This window comes from Rhodopseudomonas sp. BR0M22 (genome assembly GCF_010907035.1).
Taxonomy (GTDB): Bacteria; Pseudomonadota; Alphaproteobacteria; order Rhizobiales; family Xanthobacteraceae; genus Rhodopseudomonas.
Window position 1 is genome coordinate 35,681 of record NZ_QUMK01000041.1, and the last position, 15,682, is coordinate 51,362.

Annotated in this window: 19 protein-coding genes; 6 read left to right on the forward strand and 13 right to left on the reverse strand. The window is 65.1% G+C overall.

Annotated elements, in window-relative coordinates; genetic code table 11:
- Positions 1–40: 40 nt before the first annotated feature.
- Positions 41–250 (reverse strand): TOBE domain-containing protein, encoded by a 210-nt coding sequence (locus DY468_RS14510; RefSeq protein ID WP_110786639.1) that lies wholly within the window; start codon positions 248–250, stop codon positions 41–43.
- 98 nt (positions 251–348) lie between these two features.
- On the opposite strand from DY468_RS14510, the gene DY468_RS14515 reads away from it, so the two are divergent.
- From DY468_RS14515 to DY468_RS14535, 5 genes are all read left to right on the forward strand, one after another.
- Positions 349–1,140: a TOBE domain-containing protein gene (locus DY468_RS14515; RefSeq protein ID WP_164605512.1), complete on the forward strand. Its 792-nt coding sequence runs from the start codon at positions 349–351 to the stop codon at positions 1,138–1,140.
- A 144-nt stretch (positions 1,141–1,284) separates the two neighbouring features.
- Positions 1,285–2,058, forward strand: coding sequence for a molybdate ABC transporter substrate-binding protein (gene modA, locus DY468_RS14520; protein WP_011160249.1), 774 nt, complete (start codon positions 1,285–1,287; stop codon positions 2,056–2,058).
- Between the two features lie 113 nt (positions 2,059–2,171).
- Complete coding sequence (gene modB / locus DY468_RS14525; protein WP_164605513.1) at positions 2,172–2,858, forward strand: molybdate ABC transporter permease subunit; 687 nt, start codon at positions 2,172–2,174, stop codon at positions 2,856–2,858.
- Positions 2,855–3,976 (forward strand): molybdenum ABC transporter ATP-binding protein, encoded by a 1,122-nt coding sequence (gene modC / locus DY468_RS14530; RefSeq protein ID WP_164605514.1) that lies wholly within the window; start codon positions 2,855–2,857, stop codon positions 3,974–3,976. The genes modB and modC overlap by 4 nt, the downstream gene beginning before the upstream one ends.
- A gap of 146 nt (positions 3,977–4,122) precedes the next feature.
- Positions 4,123–4,686 carry a DUF2478 domain-containing protein gene (locus DY468_RS14535; RefSeq protein ID WP_164605515.1) on the forward strand — a complete coding sequence of 188 codons (564 nt, stop codon included), beginning with the start codon at positions 4,123–4,125 and terminating at the stop codon, positions 4,684–4,686.
- On the opposite strand, the gene DY468_RS14540 is transcribed toward DY468_RS14535, so the two are convergent.
- Entirely contained in the window at positions 4,659–5,630 is a 972-nt protein-coding gene (locus DY468_RS14540) for a S8 family serine peptidase (protein WP_164605516.1), read from the reverse strand. The genes DY468_RS14535 and DY468_RS14540 overlap by 28 nt on opposite strands.
- 552 nt (positions 5,631–6,182) lie before the next feature.
- Here DY468_RS14540 and DY468_RS14545 point away from each other — a divergent pair.
- Positions 6,183–7,622 carry a tetratricopeptide repeat protein gene (locus DY468_RS14545; protein WP_246700983.1) on the forward strand — a complete coding sequence of 480 codons (1,440 nt, stop codon included), beginning with the start codon at positions 6,183–6,185 and terminating at the stop codon, positions 7,620–7,622.
- Positions 7,623–7,674: 52 nt separating this feature from the next.
- Here DY468_RS14545 and DY468_RS14550 read toward each other — a convergent pair whose 3' ends face one another.
- From DY468_RS14550 to ligA, 11 genes are all read right to left on the reverse strand, one after another.
- A complete protein-coding gene (locus DY468_RS14550) occupies positions 7,675–8,400 on the reverse strand; it encodes a hypothetical protein (protein ID WP_164605518.1) in 726 nt (241 codons plus the stop codon).
- 128 nt (positions 8,401–8,528) lie between these two features.
- A complete protein-coding gene (locus DY468_RS14555; RefSeq protein WP_164605519.1) occupies positions 8,529–8,783 on the reverse strand; it encodes a hypothetical protein in 255 nt (84 codons plus the stop codon).
- 192 nt (positions 8,784–8,975) lie between these two features.
- Entirely contained in the window at positions 8,976–9,749 is a 774-nt protein-coding gene (locus DY468_RS14560; protein ID WP_164605520.1) for a thioesterase family protein, read from the reverse strand.
- 147 nt (positions 9,750–9,896) lie between these two features.
- Positions 9,897–10,865 (reverse strand): NAD(P)H-dependent flavin oxidoreductase, encoded by a 969-nt coding sequence (locus tag DY468_RS14565; protein ID WP_164605521.1) that lies wholly within the window; start codon positions 10,863–10,865, stop codon positions 9,897–9,899.
- Between the two features lie 145 nt (positions 10,866–11,010).
- A complete protein-coding gene (locus tag DY468_RS14570) occupies positions 11,011–11,625 on the reverse strand; it encodes a hypothetical protein (RefSeq protein ID WP_164605522.1) in 615 nt (204 codons plus the stop codon).
- A 49-nt stretch (positions 11,626–11,674) separates the two neighbouring features.
- Entirely contained in the window at positions 11,675–12,256 is a 582-nt protein-coding gene (locus DY468_RS14575) for a YqaA family protein (RefSeq protein ID WP_164605523.1), read from the reverse strand.
- 99 nt (positions 12,257–12,355) lie between these two features.
- Entirely contained in the window at positions 12,356–12,757 is a 402-nt protein-coding gene (gene hisE, locus DY468_RS14580) for a phosphoribosyl-ATP diphosphatase (protein ID WP_164605524.1), read from the reverse strand.
- A gap of 104 nt (positions 12,758–12,861) precedes the next feature.
- A complete protein-coding gene (locus DY468_RS14585; RefSeq protein WP_164605525.1) occupies positions 12,862–13,260 on the reverse strand; it encodes a hypothetical protein in 399 nt (132 codons plus the stop codon).
- A 199-nt stretch (positions 13,261–13,459) separates the two neighbouring features.
- A complete protein-coding gene (locus DY468_RS14590) occupies positions 13,460–14,419 on the reverse strand; it encodes a Gfo/Idh/MocA family oxidoreductase (RefSeq protein WP_164605526.1) in 960 nt (319 codons plus the stop codon).
- A 1-nt stretch (position 14,420) separates the two neighbouring features.
- Positions 14,421–15,275, reverse strand: a complete 855-nt coding sequence (locus DY468_RS14595; RefSeq protein ID WP_164605527.1) for a class III extradiol dioxygenase subunit beta — start codon at positions 15,273–15,275, stop codon at positions 14,421–14,423.
- Positions 15,275–15,664 carry a protocatechuate 4,5-dioxygenase subunit alpha gene (gene ligA, locus DY468_RS14600; protein WP_164605528.1) on the reverse strand — a complete coding sequence of 130 codons (390 nt, stop codon included), beginning with the start codon at positions 15,662–15,664 and terminating at the stop codon, positions 15,275–15,277. The genes DY468_RS14595 and ligA overlap by 1 nt, the downstream gene beginning before the upstream one ends.
- Positions 15,665–15,682 lie beyond the last annotated feature (18 nt).

A 15,682-nucleotide genomic window follows, 5' to 3' on the forward strand; every position in this document is an offset into this window, starting at 1 on the left:
TGGGCGCGACCTGTTGTCGCTTGAACCGATCGCGACAGGCTTAGTCGACGGCGACCAGCACGTCGGAGGCCTTGATCACGGCCATTGCCGGCTGGCCCTTGGCGAGCTTCAGTTCTTCGGCGGATTCGTTGGTGATCGAAGCAGTTACGATCGCGCCGCCGCCGATGTCGATACGGACATGCGAGGTGGTGGCGCCCTTGATGACGTCCACGATGGTGCCCTTGAGCTGATTGCGGGCGCTGATTTTCATGGCTGTGGTCTCCTTCGTTGAGGTTGGCCAGGATGGGTATGCCGTTATATAGTTCCTGCACATGACGACCAGTCCGACCAAATGACGAGGCTGCCTGGATGTCCATAGAGGCAACCGTCACACTGAAGACGAAGGAGATTTCCGGGGTCGGCCGCGACCGCATCCGGCTGCTCCAGGCGGTCGCGCGCGAGGGCAGCATCACGGCCGGCGCCAAGGCGGCGGGCCTCAGCTACAAGGCCGCCTGGGACGCGCTCGACGCGATGACCAACCTGTTCGGCCGTCCGCTGCTGGAAACCCGCACCGGCGGCAAGGCCGGCGGCGGCGCCCAACTGACGCCGACCGGCGTCAAGGTGATCGAGGCTTTCGGCCGGCTCGAGGCCGAGATCGCACGGGTGTTTCGCAACCTCGAACCCGAACTCGCCGGCAGCGGCATCACCCCGATCAATCTCGTCTCCGGATTCTTTATGAAGACCAGCGCCCGCAACGCCCTTCGCGGCGTCATCACGGATATCAAGGCCGATACGCTCAGCGCCGAAGTCGCCGTGACGGTGTCGCCCGAGACCACGATCTACGCGCTGCTGACCGCCGAGAGCGTGCGCAGCCTCGGCCTCGTGGTCGGCCGCGAGGCGATTGTGCTGATCAAGGCGCCGTTCGTGATGATCGCGCCCGGCCACCAGCCGCCGCTGGTGTCAGCGCGCAATTGCGTGCGCGGCATCGTGCGCCGCGCCGACATCTCCGCCGTCAATGCCGAGATCGTGCTCGATATCGGCGGCGACAAGACGCTCGCCGCCTCGGTCACGGCCCGGAGTGCCGACGACCTCAAGCTGGCGCCCGGTGATCCGGCCTGCGCGGTGTTCGACGCCGCTCACGTCATCGTCGCGATCGACTGACGCGATGCACCGACCATGTTCGTCCCGATCTCATCCTTCCGAGCGGAGCGACATCATCACCAAACGAGGCGCGGGGCCGCGTCGCGCCGCTCGCCTTGTCCGCCATCACGATCAATGCGGACTTCAACCAGTAGGAGACTTCCCTTGAAAGCCATTGCCACTCTCAAGCTCGCCCTGTTCGGCGCAGCTTTCGCTGCCGGTCTTGCCTCTGCGCCGGCGCTCGCCGACTCCGCCAAGGTCGCGGTCGCGGCGAATTTCACCGAGCCGGTGAAGGAGATCGCTGCGGCGTTCAAGGCCAAGACCGGGCACGAGGTGGTGCTGTCGTTCGGCGCCAGCGGTCAGTTCTACACTCAGATCACCCAGGACGCGCCGTTCGAAGTATTCCTGTCGGCCGACTCGGCGCGGCCGAAGAAGCTCGCCGAGGAAGGCCTCGGCGTGAAGGACAGCGTGTTCACCTACGCGGTCGGCAAGCTGGTGTTGTGGAGCAAGTCGCCGGGCGTGGTGAAGGGTGAAGAGACCCTGAAGCAGGCGTCGATCGCCAAGGTGTCGATCTGCAATCCGGCCGCCGCGCCCTACGGTGCCGCCGCGGTCGAGACCATGCAGGCGCTGAAGCTGTACGACGACCTCAAGCCGAAGCTGGTCGAAGGCGCCAACATCACCCAGGCCTATCAGTTCGTGCAGACCGGCAACGCCGAGATCGGCTTCGTGGCGCTGTCGCAGGTGATCGGCGACAAGGACGGCTCGCGCTGGATGGTGCCGCAGAACCTGTACAAGCCGATCACCCAGGACGCGGTGCTGCTGAAGAAGGGCGAAGCCAACGCCGCCGCCAAGGCGTTCCTCGACTTCCTCAAGGGCCCGGAGTCGCGCGCCATCATCGAGAAGTTCGGCTACGAAGTCACCACGCCGAAGGCGAGCTGACGTTCGCAATGCGCTCTCTCCCGTCATTGCGAGCGCAGCGAAACAATCCAGCTCCAAGCACGGGGCTGGATTGCTTCGTCGCTTCGCTCCTCGCAATGACGGTTGGATAGGCCATGACCAATCTCCCCCCCGACATCTGGCAGCCGGTCTGGCTCACCATCGAACTGGCGGCGATTACCACGGTGATCCTGCTGATCGTCGGCACGCCGATCGCATGGTGGCTGGCGCGCTCCAAGGCGTGGTGGAAGGAAGGCATCGCGGCGGTGGTGGCGCTCCCGCTGGTGCTGCCGCCGACCGTGCTCGGCTTTTATCTTCTTGTGCTGATGGGGCCGGACGGGCCAGGCGGTGCGCTGGCGGCGCTGTGGGGCGGCCGCACCGTGGCGTTCACCTTCGGCGGCCTGGTGTTCGGCTCGGTGATCTATTCGATGCCGTTCGTGGTGCAGCCGATCCGCAATGCGTTCGATGCGATCGGCGATCGTCCGCTGGAAGTCGCCGCAACGCTGCGCGCGTCGCCGCTGAAGGCATTCTGGACGGTGGCGGTGCCGCTGGCGCGGCCGGGCTTTCTGGCCGGCGCGGTGCTCGGCTTCGCTCACACCGTCGGCGAGTTCGGCATCGTGCTGATGATCGGCGGCAACATTCCGGGCAGCACCAAAGTGCTGTCGGTGGCGATCTACGATTACGTCGAAACCTCGCAGTGGCGTGAGGCCAACATCCTGGCCGGCGGCATGGCGGCGTTCGCCTTCGTGGTGATCCTCACCATGATGATGCTGGAAAAACGAACTGCGCGGATCCGGGCATGAGGGCGCTGTCACCTCCCACCATTCGGGCGGCGTTTCGCGGCCAGCTCGGCGGCTTCAAGCTGGATGCCGCGTTCACGGTGCCGGCCACCGGAATCACCGGCCTGTTCGGGCCCTCCGGCTGCGGCAAGTCCAGCGTGCTGCGCTGCCTCGCCGGGCTGCAGCATCTGCCGGCAAGTAGCTGCGAAGTCAGCGGCGAAGTGTGGCAGGACGATACGACCTTCCTGAAACCGCATCATCGGCCGATCGGCTATGTGTTTCAGGAAGCAAGCCTGTTTCAGCATCTCTCGGTAAGAGCCAACCTGCTGTACGGCGCGCCGCACGAGTCGGTTAAGACCCATGCCGATGCGGTCGAGTTCGACGAAGTGATCGAACTGCTTGGGCTTGCGAAGCTGCTGGAACGATCGCCGCGCAATCTGTCCGGCGGCGAGCGTCAGCGTGTCGCGATCGGACGGGCGCTGCTGTCGCAGCCGAAACTCTTGCTAATGGACGAGCCGCTGTCGGCGCTCGACCGGCTCACCAAGGACGAGATCCTGCCGTTCCTGGAGCGGCTGCATGCGCGGCTGTCGCTGCCGGTGATTTATGTCAGCCACGACATCACCGAGATCGAACGGCTCGCCGATCATCTGGTGCTTATGCAGGCCGGCAAGGTGCTGGCGGTCGGGCCGCTCGCCGAGCTGCAGAGCGATCCCAAGCTGCCATTGGCGATCGCACGCGATGCAGCCGTCAATTTCGACGCCGAGGTCGAAAGCTACGATTCCAACTATGGCCTGGTGACGCTGCAGATCGACGGCGGGCGGCTGCTGGTGCCGTCGGCGCCCGTGGCGAGTGGCGAACTCCGCCGGGTTCGGATCGCCGCCAGCGACGTCAGCCTGGCGCGTGAGCTGCCGCAGGCGAGTTCGATCCTCAACGCGGTGGCGGCGCGGATCGTCACCACCTCGCCGGTCGGCGCCAACGAGATGCTGGTGGTGCTGGCGCTCGGCCGCGAAGGTCATGGCGGCCGGCTGTTGGCGCGGCTCAGCCGGCGGTCATGGGATCTGCTCCGGCTCGCCGAAGGGGTCGACGTCTATGCGCAGATCAAGGGCGTCGCGCTCGCGCCAGGGCGTGATGGCCACGCGTAGTTGGCGGCGCTGACGTGCCGCGAGGCGGCACGAAGTTCGCATTCTCTTTGTTGATCGCTGCAACGGCGGCGCGGGCTACTACGCGACTACCAGTCGTGTCGGGTCAACGACGCCTTGCGTCCGTATCTCATGGAGGAGAATCGACAATGTCGTTCGAAAGCAATCAACTGATGCCGATCGCGGCGCTGCGCGGCGGGCCGGGGACGCCGGCTGCCGACGTGCTCACCGCGTTCGCGCTGCGCCGCAAGGCCGAAGGCGTCGACGTCGTCGGCGTGATCGCCCCGCCCGAGGATGCCAGCCACGGTCATGGCGGCGGTCACGAAGGCTGCGAGTGCCGCAGCGAGCTGATCGATATCGCCACCGGCGACCGCTACGCGATGCATCAGGATCTCGGCTCGGGATCGCAGGCCTGCAATCTCAACTCGTCGTCGCTGGCTTTGGCGGCGGGGGCGGTCGAACGCGCGGTAGCGCGCAAGCCGGCGCTGGTGGTGCTGAGCCGGTTCGGCGGCCAGGAGGCGGTGCGCGGCGGCTTGATGTCGGCGTTCCAGGCGGCGATCGCGGCCGGCGTGCCGGTGGCCTGTGTGGTGGCGCCAAAGGCCGAGGACGTCTGGAACGACTTCGCCCAGGGGCTGTCGGTGTCGCTGCCGCCGGAGGCGGATGCGCTGGAAGCGTGGTGGCGCGATCACGCCCGCGGACGAAACGCGGCGTGATCGGATCGGGTCGCGCCCGCCCGGGCGCGATACCAAGCCTCGAACAAGCTCGACGCATAGATGCCCTCGTAGCGTCCGGTCAGATAGGCAGCGGCCGCTTCGAGGCTCTTGCGTCCCGTCCAGGTCGCCAGGGAGGCGGATCCGACCGTCGTCCCTTGCGGCGTCGCAGTCATCCGAATGGCTTCGGCGACGGCCGCCGGATTGACCGAAAGCCCCGCGCTGCGTTGCACGCTCAGCAACAACGCAGCGGCGCCGGCGACCAAAGCGGCGGCGACGTTCGGATTGCTCCGTTGCACGACCCGTCCCTCGAGAGCTGCGCCAGAGACGCTCTCCCCCGGCGCGGCGATCCCGAGTTCGACCGAATTGTCGTCGAGATCTTCGAGGAGGTGCCCGGCGCCGTCGAGCGCTCCAACCGACAGCAGGTTTGCGGCGCCGCAGCTGCGCAGCAGCGTGCTGCAACCATGACGGCCGGGGATGGTGATGATCAGCACATTGCCGGCATTGCAGCGGGTGATCACCCGCGCCAGCATGCGATCGGGATACCAAGGTTGTTCGAAGGATCCAGCGCCGATCAGGATAACCTGAGCGCCGTGATCGAGAGCCCGCGTCATCGCGTCTGCGAGATCGGCCTGCGCACACAGCGGCCGATCTTCGCTGAAGATTGGCGCGATCAGGCCGCGGCACAATGGTGCGATACCCTCGACCGACCGGCAGGGCTGGCCGAAGATCAGGCTGGCCAAGTGGGTGCCCTGCGCGCTGGGGGGCGCGTCTTCGCCGCTGCGCTGCATCACGGCGGTATCGAGCGGCGTCAATGGCGCTCCGACAAAACAATCGTGAGTGCGATCGACGGCGCCATCCAGCACCGCCACGATGATATTGCGATCGCCACCACCGAACGCAAACAGCAGCTCCTGGTGGAACTCGCTTCCAGAAACGCTCACCATAACCCCGCCCGCATCTTCCGCCGGCTTACATGCGAATTTGTCGCATGTGGTTGCGGTGACGCATTCGCCACAACCACCGGTATTGGTCTCTCGTTATTTCGCGATTTTTAAATCGGTCAAGAGACTTCCCGCATAATTCCTTATTGGGTCGGGTTGCGCCTGCTTATCGATGCAGGTCTTGCGTGAAAATGGCGTGATAGTCGCGTGAAAAGTGTTATTCTGACCGAGACGCAGGAAGGATACGGGATGAGGGCCGCAAATTCGGAGCGGTACGCGCTTCGGTTGCTTGGACCTTTCGAGTTCACGGCGCCCGGAGGGCGCCGGGTCGAGATCACGAGTAAGAAGGGAATCGCAGTCGTCGCCATGCTCGCGTTGTCGCGCGACGGTGCGCGGACACGCGGTTGGCTGCAAGATCGGCTTTGGGGGAGTCGCCGCAGGGCGGAGGCCGCCGGCAGCCTCCGCCGTGAACTGTCGAACCTGCGCAAACTGCTGAATTCAGACGCCGAAGAACTGCTGGTCAGCGACCGGGATCGAGTCCGGCTCCGGACCGATATGATCGACATCGACCTTCTCGCGTCGCGGCCGGGGCGTGCGATTGGAGAATTCCTCGAAGGCCTCGACATTCCGAGTGAGCGCGGCTTCGGCGCGTGGTTGAGAGAGCAGCGCGACGCGCTGGTGCCGCCGGCCAATGACGTCGCGGTTTCCGCTGCGACCGCCGGTGGCACGCTGCCGAGCCACATCGTCGACATCTCGCTGCCGCCGCTCGGCTTCGCCGGGCGGCCTGCGATCGCGGTGCTGCCGTTCGCCAACGCGACCGGCGACGAGACACTCGACTATGTGGCCGAAGGCATCGGCGAGGAGCTCATCGTTGGCCTGTCGCGGATTCGGTGGCTGCCGGTGATCTCGCGCAACTCCAGCTTCTCGTTCACGGAAAGCGACGATCGCAAGCTGATCGCCCAGCGGCTCGGCGCGCAGTATCTGGTCGAGGGCCGCCTCTACCGCGCTTACGATTCCTACGGCGTGTCCGCCTCGCTGGCGGAGGCGTCCACCGGCTATTCGCTGTGGTCGCGGCGGTTCACGCTGCAGTCTCCCGCGGCGCGCGATGAACTCGAACAGTTCGTCAACGAACTGGTGGCGCAGCTCGAGAGTCGGATCGAGCACGCCGAACAGATCCGTATCCGCGGCAAGCGCCAGGATCGGCTCGGCGTCAGCGATCTGATCTGGCGGGGGCGTTGGCATCTCAACCGGCTGACGCGCGCCGATTCCGAAATGGCGCAGAAGCTTTTCGCCGAAGCGCTGGCGCTCGATCCGGATTCGCCCGAAGCCTTGATCCAGGCGACCGCGGCGCTGGCGTGGTCGATCTGGGCCGGGCGTCAGCCGCAGGATCAGATCCTGGGGATGCGCAGGCTGGCGCAGCAGGCGATGCTGGCCGATCCCGACGATGGCCGCAGCTTCATGCTGGCCGGCATTGCCGAGATGTGGCTGCGGCATACGGTCGAGGCGAAAAACCTGCTCAAGCAGGCGATCGCGCTGACGCCGAGTCTGGCGCTGGCGCATGCCCAGCTCGGCGGCTGTTTCAATCTCGCCGGCGAGCCCGATCAGGCGATCGTCCAGCTCAAGACTGCGCTGCGGCTGTCGTCGAACGATCCCAACATCTTCTATTCACTTGGCGAGCTCGCGCTCGCCTACACGATGCTGGAGCAGTGGCCGGAGGCGATCGAACACGCCACGCTCGCGCTGGCACGGCGTCCGGCCTATTGGTATGCGCATGTCCTGAAGATCAACGCGCTGGCGCGGATGGGCGAGCTCGACGCGGCGCGGCTCGCCTGCGACGAGCTGATCGCCATCAAGCCGAATTTCTCCAAACGCTTTCTGGACTGGCTGCCGTTCGTCGACCGCACCTGGGTCGATCATCTCGTTCAAGGGCTGAAGATGGTCCCCGGACGATCGCCGGATTGGCCGGAGCGGAACGATCGGGAAAACGACGCTTAGTCAGCCGCGCCGACTTGATCCGTGGTGCGACCTGCGTGTGCTGTTATCCGCGTCAGATCTGTTGGGCGACCTGTTCGAGGCCAATGGCGCGAGCCAGCTTGCGGACTTCCTGTTTCTGATCTTCGCGCAACTGGAACAGCAGCGGCATCGCGGCGTATTTGAGCTGCTGCACCTCGGCGCTGTCCGGATCGATCATCGGCGTGCCACCGTCGCGGCCCTGCGGGGTCGCGTGCAGCTTGCGACCGATCGCGCGCAACGCCTGCTCGACCGACGGCCAATAATATTCCTGCGACGACGACAGATTGAGCCGGGTCTTGATCTTGGCGATCTGGCCGTCGCTGAGCAGCGCCTCCTTCACGGCCGGCTTCGGCTTCGGTCTGTGAACCGGCGCGGTGGCGATCACCGGCGGCAGTTTGGTGGTCGCCTTCGGGGCGGCGCTGGGCTCGGATGGGGCCGCCTCGGGAATCGCAGCGACCGGCAGCTCGTCGGTCGCATAGGCGAGCTGCATCGGCTTGGCGGTGGCGGTCGGCTCGGCCGCAGTCGTGGTGGCGGCGTCGGCCGGCTGTTCCTGCGCCGGCTCCGCCTCGGAGACGTCCGGCTGCTGCAGCGCGACCTCGAGCTTATCGGCCTTCAGATCGCGGTTGGCGAGCGGCAGCTCGATCGCCGCAACGCCGGCGGAACCAGCGGCCGGCACGCTGGCGCGCGCGAGGATGCTGGCCGCGGACGCACTCGCCAGGAGTACGCACGCCAACGCAGAAAGAGTCACGGCCTTGGTCAAGCTGATCTCCGTCGCGGCGACGAACGGCCGCTGATATCGCGCCAAAATGCAGAGGAAATATGGCTGTTAGCGCTAACTATGCGCAGTTCCGCGGCGCGCTTGGTTCCCGTACTCCGCTCGCCGACCGATCACGCGGCTGCGTACATCGGCATCTCGGCGAGCTCATAGGCCTCCTGAATATCGGCGATGATCTCGGAGGCTTCCCACAGCGCGTCGGGCGCGACCGACTGGATGCTGATCGTCCAGTTGCCGCCCCTACGGGTGCGCGGCGTAGCGACGATATCGAAGCGCACCTCGCGGCACAGCGGATGGCGATGCAGCGCGTGAGCGACCCGGATGCGGAGTTCGTCGAGGGTCGCGGAAGTCTTTTCGACATACGGCATGGCGACGTCCACTTGGGCTGTGGTGCGCCTACGATGCAGGACCGGTCGTCGACAGAGCCCCGCGTCGCGGCAGCTCTTATGTTGGGCGAACATGGTTAACGCGGTGTTAAGCCGATTCTGGCGGCCGGATCGCCTCGTCAAACTACGTGGATCGCCCCCTGGCGCTCACATTCCCATCGGCTCACGGTCTGATCAGCGTTGCTCGACTACCAGGTTCTGGATCGCGCGGCCGAAATAACCATGGGTGTCGGCGAGCTTCGATGAGGCGATGCCCGCGCCGTCGGGGCCGAGCCACATCTCGGAGTTCAGCAGCACCCAGTCGCCGATCGGCTGCCGGGCGAAGAATACGTTGAGGTCGGCGTTGATGAAGGTCCAGTGCTTGAAGTCGAGGATCGACGAGGTCGCATTGCTGAAGTCGGAGGCGATCACCGCGCGCATCGCCTGCGATGTCGGCTGTCCTTCGACCAGGGCGCGGTCGGACCGATACCAGGTCGCGCCCGGTCCGATCGAGCCGAAGCCGCCATACACCTTGCGCAGCGACATCCCGCTGACGAACGGGTTGCGGGTGAAGTTTGGATCGAGCGGCGGGCAGTCGTCAGGATACGGCACGTCGAGCGGCGGATGTTCGATGTCGTCGGGTAGATCGGGCGGCGCGACGCGGATCTTCAGCACCGTGGCGCCGACCACGACGACGCCTTTCGACAGCAGCCGCACGGCGCAAAGCTGGATCTTGCGGCCTTCGCGCAGCACTTCGGTCTGGTAGGTCAGCGGCCCCACAGGCACCGGCCGCAGCAGGTCGACGGTGACGCGCGCGATCTGCATCGGTGACGGCGTCGGGATCTGCTCGGCGAGATAAGTGACCAGTGCAGACGGCGGCGAGCCGTGCTGCATCGTCGGATCCCACGGCCCGGCCGCGTTCGGGCTGGTTTCGATATTGATGCCGTCGATGCGGTAGATGGCGTCCATGAGGGGGCTTTCAGAACGGGCGAGGTCGGGACGTTGCCTCGTCATTGCGAGCGAAGCAATCCAGAGGCTCCGTGTTCGGAGCTGGATTGCTTCGTCGTTTCACTCCTCGCAATGGCAGGAGTAGCAGAGGAGACGACGGTTATCGCCTCACAGCGGCGGGTCGATCGCCTCGTCGTATTCCTTCTTGAAGCGGGCGATCAGTTCGCCGGCGGGCTGCACTTCGTTGATGCTGCCGATGCCCTGGCCCGCGCCCCAGATTTCCTTCCAGGCCTTCGGCTTGGCGCGCTCGCCGGCCTCGTCGGTGCCGAAATTCATCTTGGTCGGATCGGACTGTTCGAGATTGTCCGGGTCCATGCCGGCCGCCACGATCGACGGCTTCAGGTAGTTGCCGTGCACGCCGGTGAACAGGTTGGAATACACGATGTCGTCGGCGCCGGAGGTGGTGATCATCTCCTTGTAGCGGTCGACCGCATTGGCTTCCTTGGTGGCGATGAAGGCGGAGCCGATATAGGCGAAGTCGGCGCCGAGCACGCGGGCAGCGCGAATCGCCTTGCCGTTGGCGATCGCGCCGGACAGCGCGATCGGGCCGTTGTACCAGGCGCGTGTTTCGGTGACGAAGGCGAACGGCGACTGCGTGCCGGCATGGCCGCCGGCGCCGGCCGCCACCAGGATCAGGCCATCGGCGCCCTTTTCGACCGCCTTGTGGGCGAAGCGCTGATTGATCACGTCGTGGAAGACGATGCCGCCCCAATTATGCGCGGCTTGGTTCAGCTCTTCGCGGGCGCCGAGCGAGGTGATCAGCATCGGCACCTTGTGCTTCTCACAAAGCGCCAAGTCCGCATCGAGCCGGTTGTTGGATTTGTGCACGATCTGGTTGACGGCGAACGGCGCCGACGGACGCTCCGGATGCGCCTTGTCGTAGGCGGCGAGCTCTTCCTTGATCTGGTGCAGCCACTCGTCGAGCAGCGCGGCGGGACGCGCGTTCAGCGCAGGAAACGACCCGACCACGCCGGCCTTGCATTGCGCGATCACCAGCTCGGGACCCGAAATAATGAACAGCGGTGAGCCGATCACCGGGACCGACAGGCGGCCCTTGAACAATGCAGGCATGGGCATTTCGAGTTTCTCCTTGTTTGTTGTGTTTGGCGGCGCAGCCGCGGCGACACAAAAGCAAGCGAGCAACAGACCTGCAAGGTGGGAATTGGCGAATTCGTAGCCTTTCGGCGCAAGCGCGCGCTTCGTCGCAGCGATCAGCCGCCGGCTACTGGCACCATGCCCGTGTGACGAAATTTTCGGTGCGGCAATCGCCCGGTTCGCGTGGCCGGCCGGGGATCAGAACCTTGGCCGAGCATTTCTCGGTCGCGTCGACGCCGAGGCTCTTGCCGAGGCGGTAGCCCTTCGATCGGCACAGGATGTCGGCGGCGGCCTGACAATCGGGCCCGCTGCCCGGCACCACGGGACAGATCTGACGTCCGCTGACCATCTCCGGTACGATCGGCGACGATGGGCTGGGCGGCGGGGGCGGCACCGGTTGTGGCGCTGTCGCTTGCGGGGGCGAGGCTGGTGAGGGCGGCTGCGGATTCGCAGGGGGAGCCGGCGCGTCCTTGCTGTCGCTCCCGAACGACGGCAGCAGCGACTTCGATGGCAACAGCGACGACGGCGTCTTCAGCAGTTTCTTGATTTCATCGACCAAGCCCGGGTCGTCCGAGCGCTGCGGCGCAGGTGGTGGCGGCTGATCGGCCGGCGGCGACGGAGGCGGCGAAGATTGCGCCGCTGCAGGCGCGCCGAGCAGGACGATTGCGACCAAGGTGGCTGCGACAACGCCGGCGCGCCGCGGCACGAGATACCGGCGCAACATGCGGTTCGAGACGGGCATCGCCTAACCTACGCCGATGCGCCGGCAGATAGAAGGGCGTTGGCCGCCGCTAGACCAGCTTGAGCGCGATGACAAAGCCCAGCACCAGCAGCACCGCGCCGATCGTCACCCACATCCCGAGTCGCTTTTCGATCTGCTCGCGGATCACCACGCCGTACCGATTCAGCACCACCGCCACGATGAAGAACCGGCCGCCGCGGGCGATGATCGAGAACAGGATGAACAACCAGATGTCGTAGCCGGCAAAGCCCGAGGTGATCGTCACCAGCTTGTAGGGGATCGGGGTGAGGCCCTTGAGCAGGATGATCCAGGCGCCCCATTCGGCGTAGCCCGCGCGGAACGCCTCGACCTTGTCGGCATAGCCGTAGAGCTGGATCAGCCAGTGGCCGACCGAGTCGTACAGCAGCGCGCCGATCGCATAGCCGACCACGCCGCCCGCCACCGAGGTGACGGTGCACAGCGCCGCATAGAACCAGGCGCGCTGCGGCCGCGCCAGCGACATCGGGATCAACATCACGTCCGGCGGCACTGGAAAGAACGAGCTCTCCGCGAACGACACCAGCCCGAGAATCCAGAGGGCATAGGGTTTGTGGGCGGCGTCGATGCACCAGTCGTAGATTTTGCGCAGCATGGAGCGCGATCAACCATTCCGTCGCCGGTTTGTCCATGGCGCAAATAGCACAGATGCAGAAGAACAGGGGTTGGAGAGCGGCGGGCCGCGAACGGACTTTTAGCGGCGCTTGCGCACTGCGCGGGCCTCTTGGGTCCCTACCGGGCGGCGGCTGGCATGCTGGACCGGCGGATTGGCAATCTTGACCCGCGACTTCGGCAGCTTCTCGGCAATGCCGAGCAGAGTCTCGCGGCGTCGCATCTCGGCCCAGACGTCTTCGGGGCGAACGCCGGCCGAAGCCCACAGCACCGTCAGATTGTACAACAGGTCGGCGCTTTCGCGGACCACCGCGTCGCGATTGCCGTTGACGGCGTCGATCACCACCTCGATTGCTTCTTCGGCGAGCTTCTTGGCCATCTTGCCGGAGCCGCGCTGAAACAAGCGAGCCGTTCGCGATGTCGCCGGATCGAGATCCCGCGCCGCGAGCACGGCCTCATAAAGTCGGTCGAGCGAATCAGCCATGTTCACAACCTAGCTGATTTCGATGTCAGTCGTATAAACGCAACTCAGGCGCGATGTCCGATCCGAGGGAACGGACATCGCGCCTGAGTGCCGATTCCAGGCGTTTAATAGCCGTAGTAGTACGGTCGAGGGCCATAAGGTGCGCCATAATAGCGCGGTCCCCCGTAATAACCCGGGCCCGGTCCATAGTAATAGCGATACCGGCTCTCATAGGCGTCGCGCTGTGCCTGGGCGGCGGCGATCGTGCCGATGGTGCCGACGATTCCCGCGAAAGCGGCTGCGGCAGCAGCGCCGCCATTGCCGCCGCGCCGAACGTAACGCCGCTTTCGCGCGCTGACGTCGGTCAATGCTGCAGCTTCGGTCGCAGGCCCCGCGGTCTGCAGCTTGCCGGGAGAGGCGGCAAGCGCCGCAGCGGGCTCGAGCACCGGCACGGCCAGCGCCACGGCAGTGACGAACGCGACGGCTCGGCCGCCCGACGAAAACAAGGATTTACGCGTCTGCATCTGCATCCTCCGTCTGACGGTGTGTGTCTGGATGATCCAGCGTGACAACCTTTCTGGATCACCTAAAGTTCCGTCTTGGAAACACAAGGCCGGACTGCATGCGGTGCAGATTGGCGGTTCCGATCTGCGAAACGCAAATGGCCGGGACGAACCCGGCCATTTGGAAACGTGGGAAATTCAGCCGTTACAAGGCTGGCAATCAGTCCTTGGCGAGCTGCTGATCGAGATCGTGCAGCACTTGGTAGCAGGGCAGCACCTGTGCGACCGAAGCGTTGGGCTCGCGGCCTTCGCGAATCGCAGCGAAGAACTCGCGGTCCTGCAGCTCGATGCCGTTCATCGATACGTCGACCTTGGAGACGTCGATTTTCTCTTCCTTGCCGTTCACCAGATCGTCGTAGCGGGCGATGTAGGTGCCGTTGTCGCAGATGTAGCGGAAGAAAGTGCCGAGCGGGCCGTCATTGTTGAACGACAGCGACAGCGTGCAGATCGCACCGTTGGCGGCCTTGAGCTGGATCGACATATCCATCGCAATCCCGAGGTCGGGATGGATCGGTCCCTGCACGGCGTTCGCCTTCACGATCGGCGAGCCGGCCTGATAGGCGAACAGGTCGACGGTGTGGGCGGCGTGGTGCCACAGCAGGTGATCGGTCCAGCTCCGCGGCTGGCCGAGCGCGTTCATGTTGGTGCGGCGGAAGAAGTAGGTCTGCACATCCATCTGCTGGATGTTCAGCTCGCCGGCCTTGATCTTCTTATGCACGTACTGATGGCTCGGATTGAAGCGACGGGTGTGGCCGCACATCGCCACTAAGCCAGTCTGCTTCTGCAGATCGACCACCGCCTGCGCGTCTTTCAGCGAATCCGCCAGCGGGATTTCGACCTGGACGTGCTTGCCGGCGCGCAAACAGTCGATGCCTTGCTGCGCGTGCATCTGGGTGGGCGTGCAGAGGATAACCGCATCGACCTCTTTGATCGCCAGCGCGTCGGACAGTTCGGTCGAGACGTGGTCGATCCCGTACTTCTTGGCGACTTCCTGCGTCTGCTCCAGCCGGCGGCCGATCAGCGACACCACCTCGACGCCGTCGATGTTCTTGATGCCGTCGAGATGCTTGATGCCGAACGCACCCGCTCCCGCGAGGGCGACCTTGATCGTCTTTGCCATATCAGGCGTTCTCCAGAATGAGGTGGCCGACCGCGGTGTTGCTGGCCGGCACGTGGTAGAAACGGTGGGCGACCTTGGGCTTCGGGCCGCCGGTGGCGTCGGCCATCGCGCCGCGCGCGATCAGCCACATCACCAGCTCGATGCCTTCGGAGCCCGCCTCGCGGACGTAGTCGATATGCGGCTTCTTAGACAGCGCATCTGGATCGTTGATGATCTGGTCGAGGAAGGCGTTGTCCCATTCGCGGTTGATCAGGCCGGCGCGCGGCCCCTGCAACTGGTGGCTCATGCCGCCGGTGCCCCAGATCTGCACGTTGAGGTCTTCATCGTACGAGCGGATCGCCTTGCCGATCGCCTGGCCAAGCATGTAGCAGCGGCGGCCGGATGGCACCGGATATTGCACGACGTTGACGGCGAACGGGATCACCGGGCACGGCCAGGCTTGCGGCTCGCCGCACATCAGGCTGAGCGGCACGGTGAGGCCGTGGTCGACATCCATCTTGTTGACGATGGTAAGATCGAAATCGTCCTGGATCACCGACTGGGCGATGTGAGCTGCGAGCCGCGGATGGCCGATCACCTTCGGCACCGGGCGCGGGCCCCAGCCTTCGTCGGCCGGCGTGTATTCTGCCGCGGTGCCGATCGCGAAGGTCGGGATCAGGTCGAGGCTGAAGGCGGTGGCGTGATCGTTGAAGACGAGGAAGATCACGTCGGGCTTCTCGTTCTTCAGCCACTGTTTGGAGAACTCGTAGCCGGCGAACACCGGCTTCCAATAGTCCTCGCCGGTCTTCTTCATGTCGATCGCGGCGCCGATGGCGGGAACGTGCGAAGTGTAGACGCTGGCGGTGATCCGAGCCATTACTTCTTCTCCCCGATATAGCGGTTGCCTTCGGCGGAGCGGCCGCCATTGATCATCATGTTGCGATATTCTTCTTCGGTCATGCCGGTCATCGAGCCAGCCATCTGCTGGAAGCTCTTGCCGTCGGTGGCGCCGATCTTGGCGAGGAAATAGATGTTGCCGCCAAGCGAGATGCAGCGATTGAGATCGCGGTCGAGCACCGCCTGCTTCTGCTCCTCGGTCATCGGCCATTCGTCGAGATAAGCGCGCTCGTCAGCCTTGAAGCGGGCGCGGTTCTCGGCCTTCATCAGCGACATGCAGAATTGGTTGAGATGATAGCCTTGGCGCGACATGTCGGCGTCGAAGATCGTGGTGCCGGGCACGTCCGTATAGGGTTTGTCGAGGGGCATGGCGGAGTCTCCTCTAGG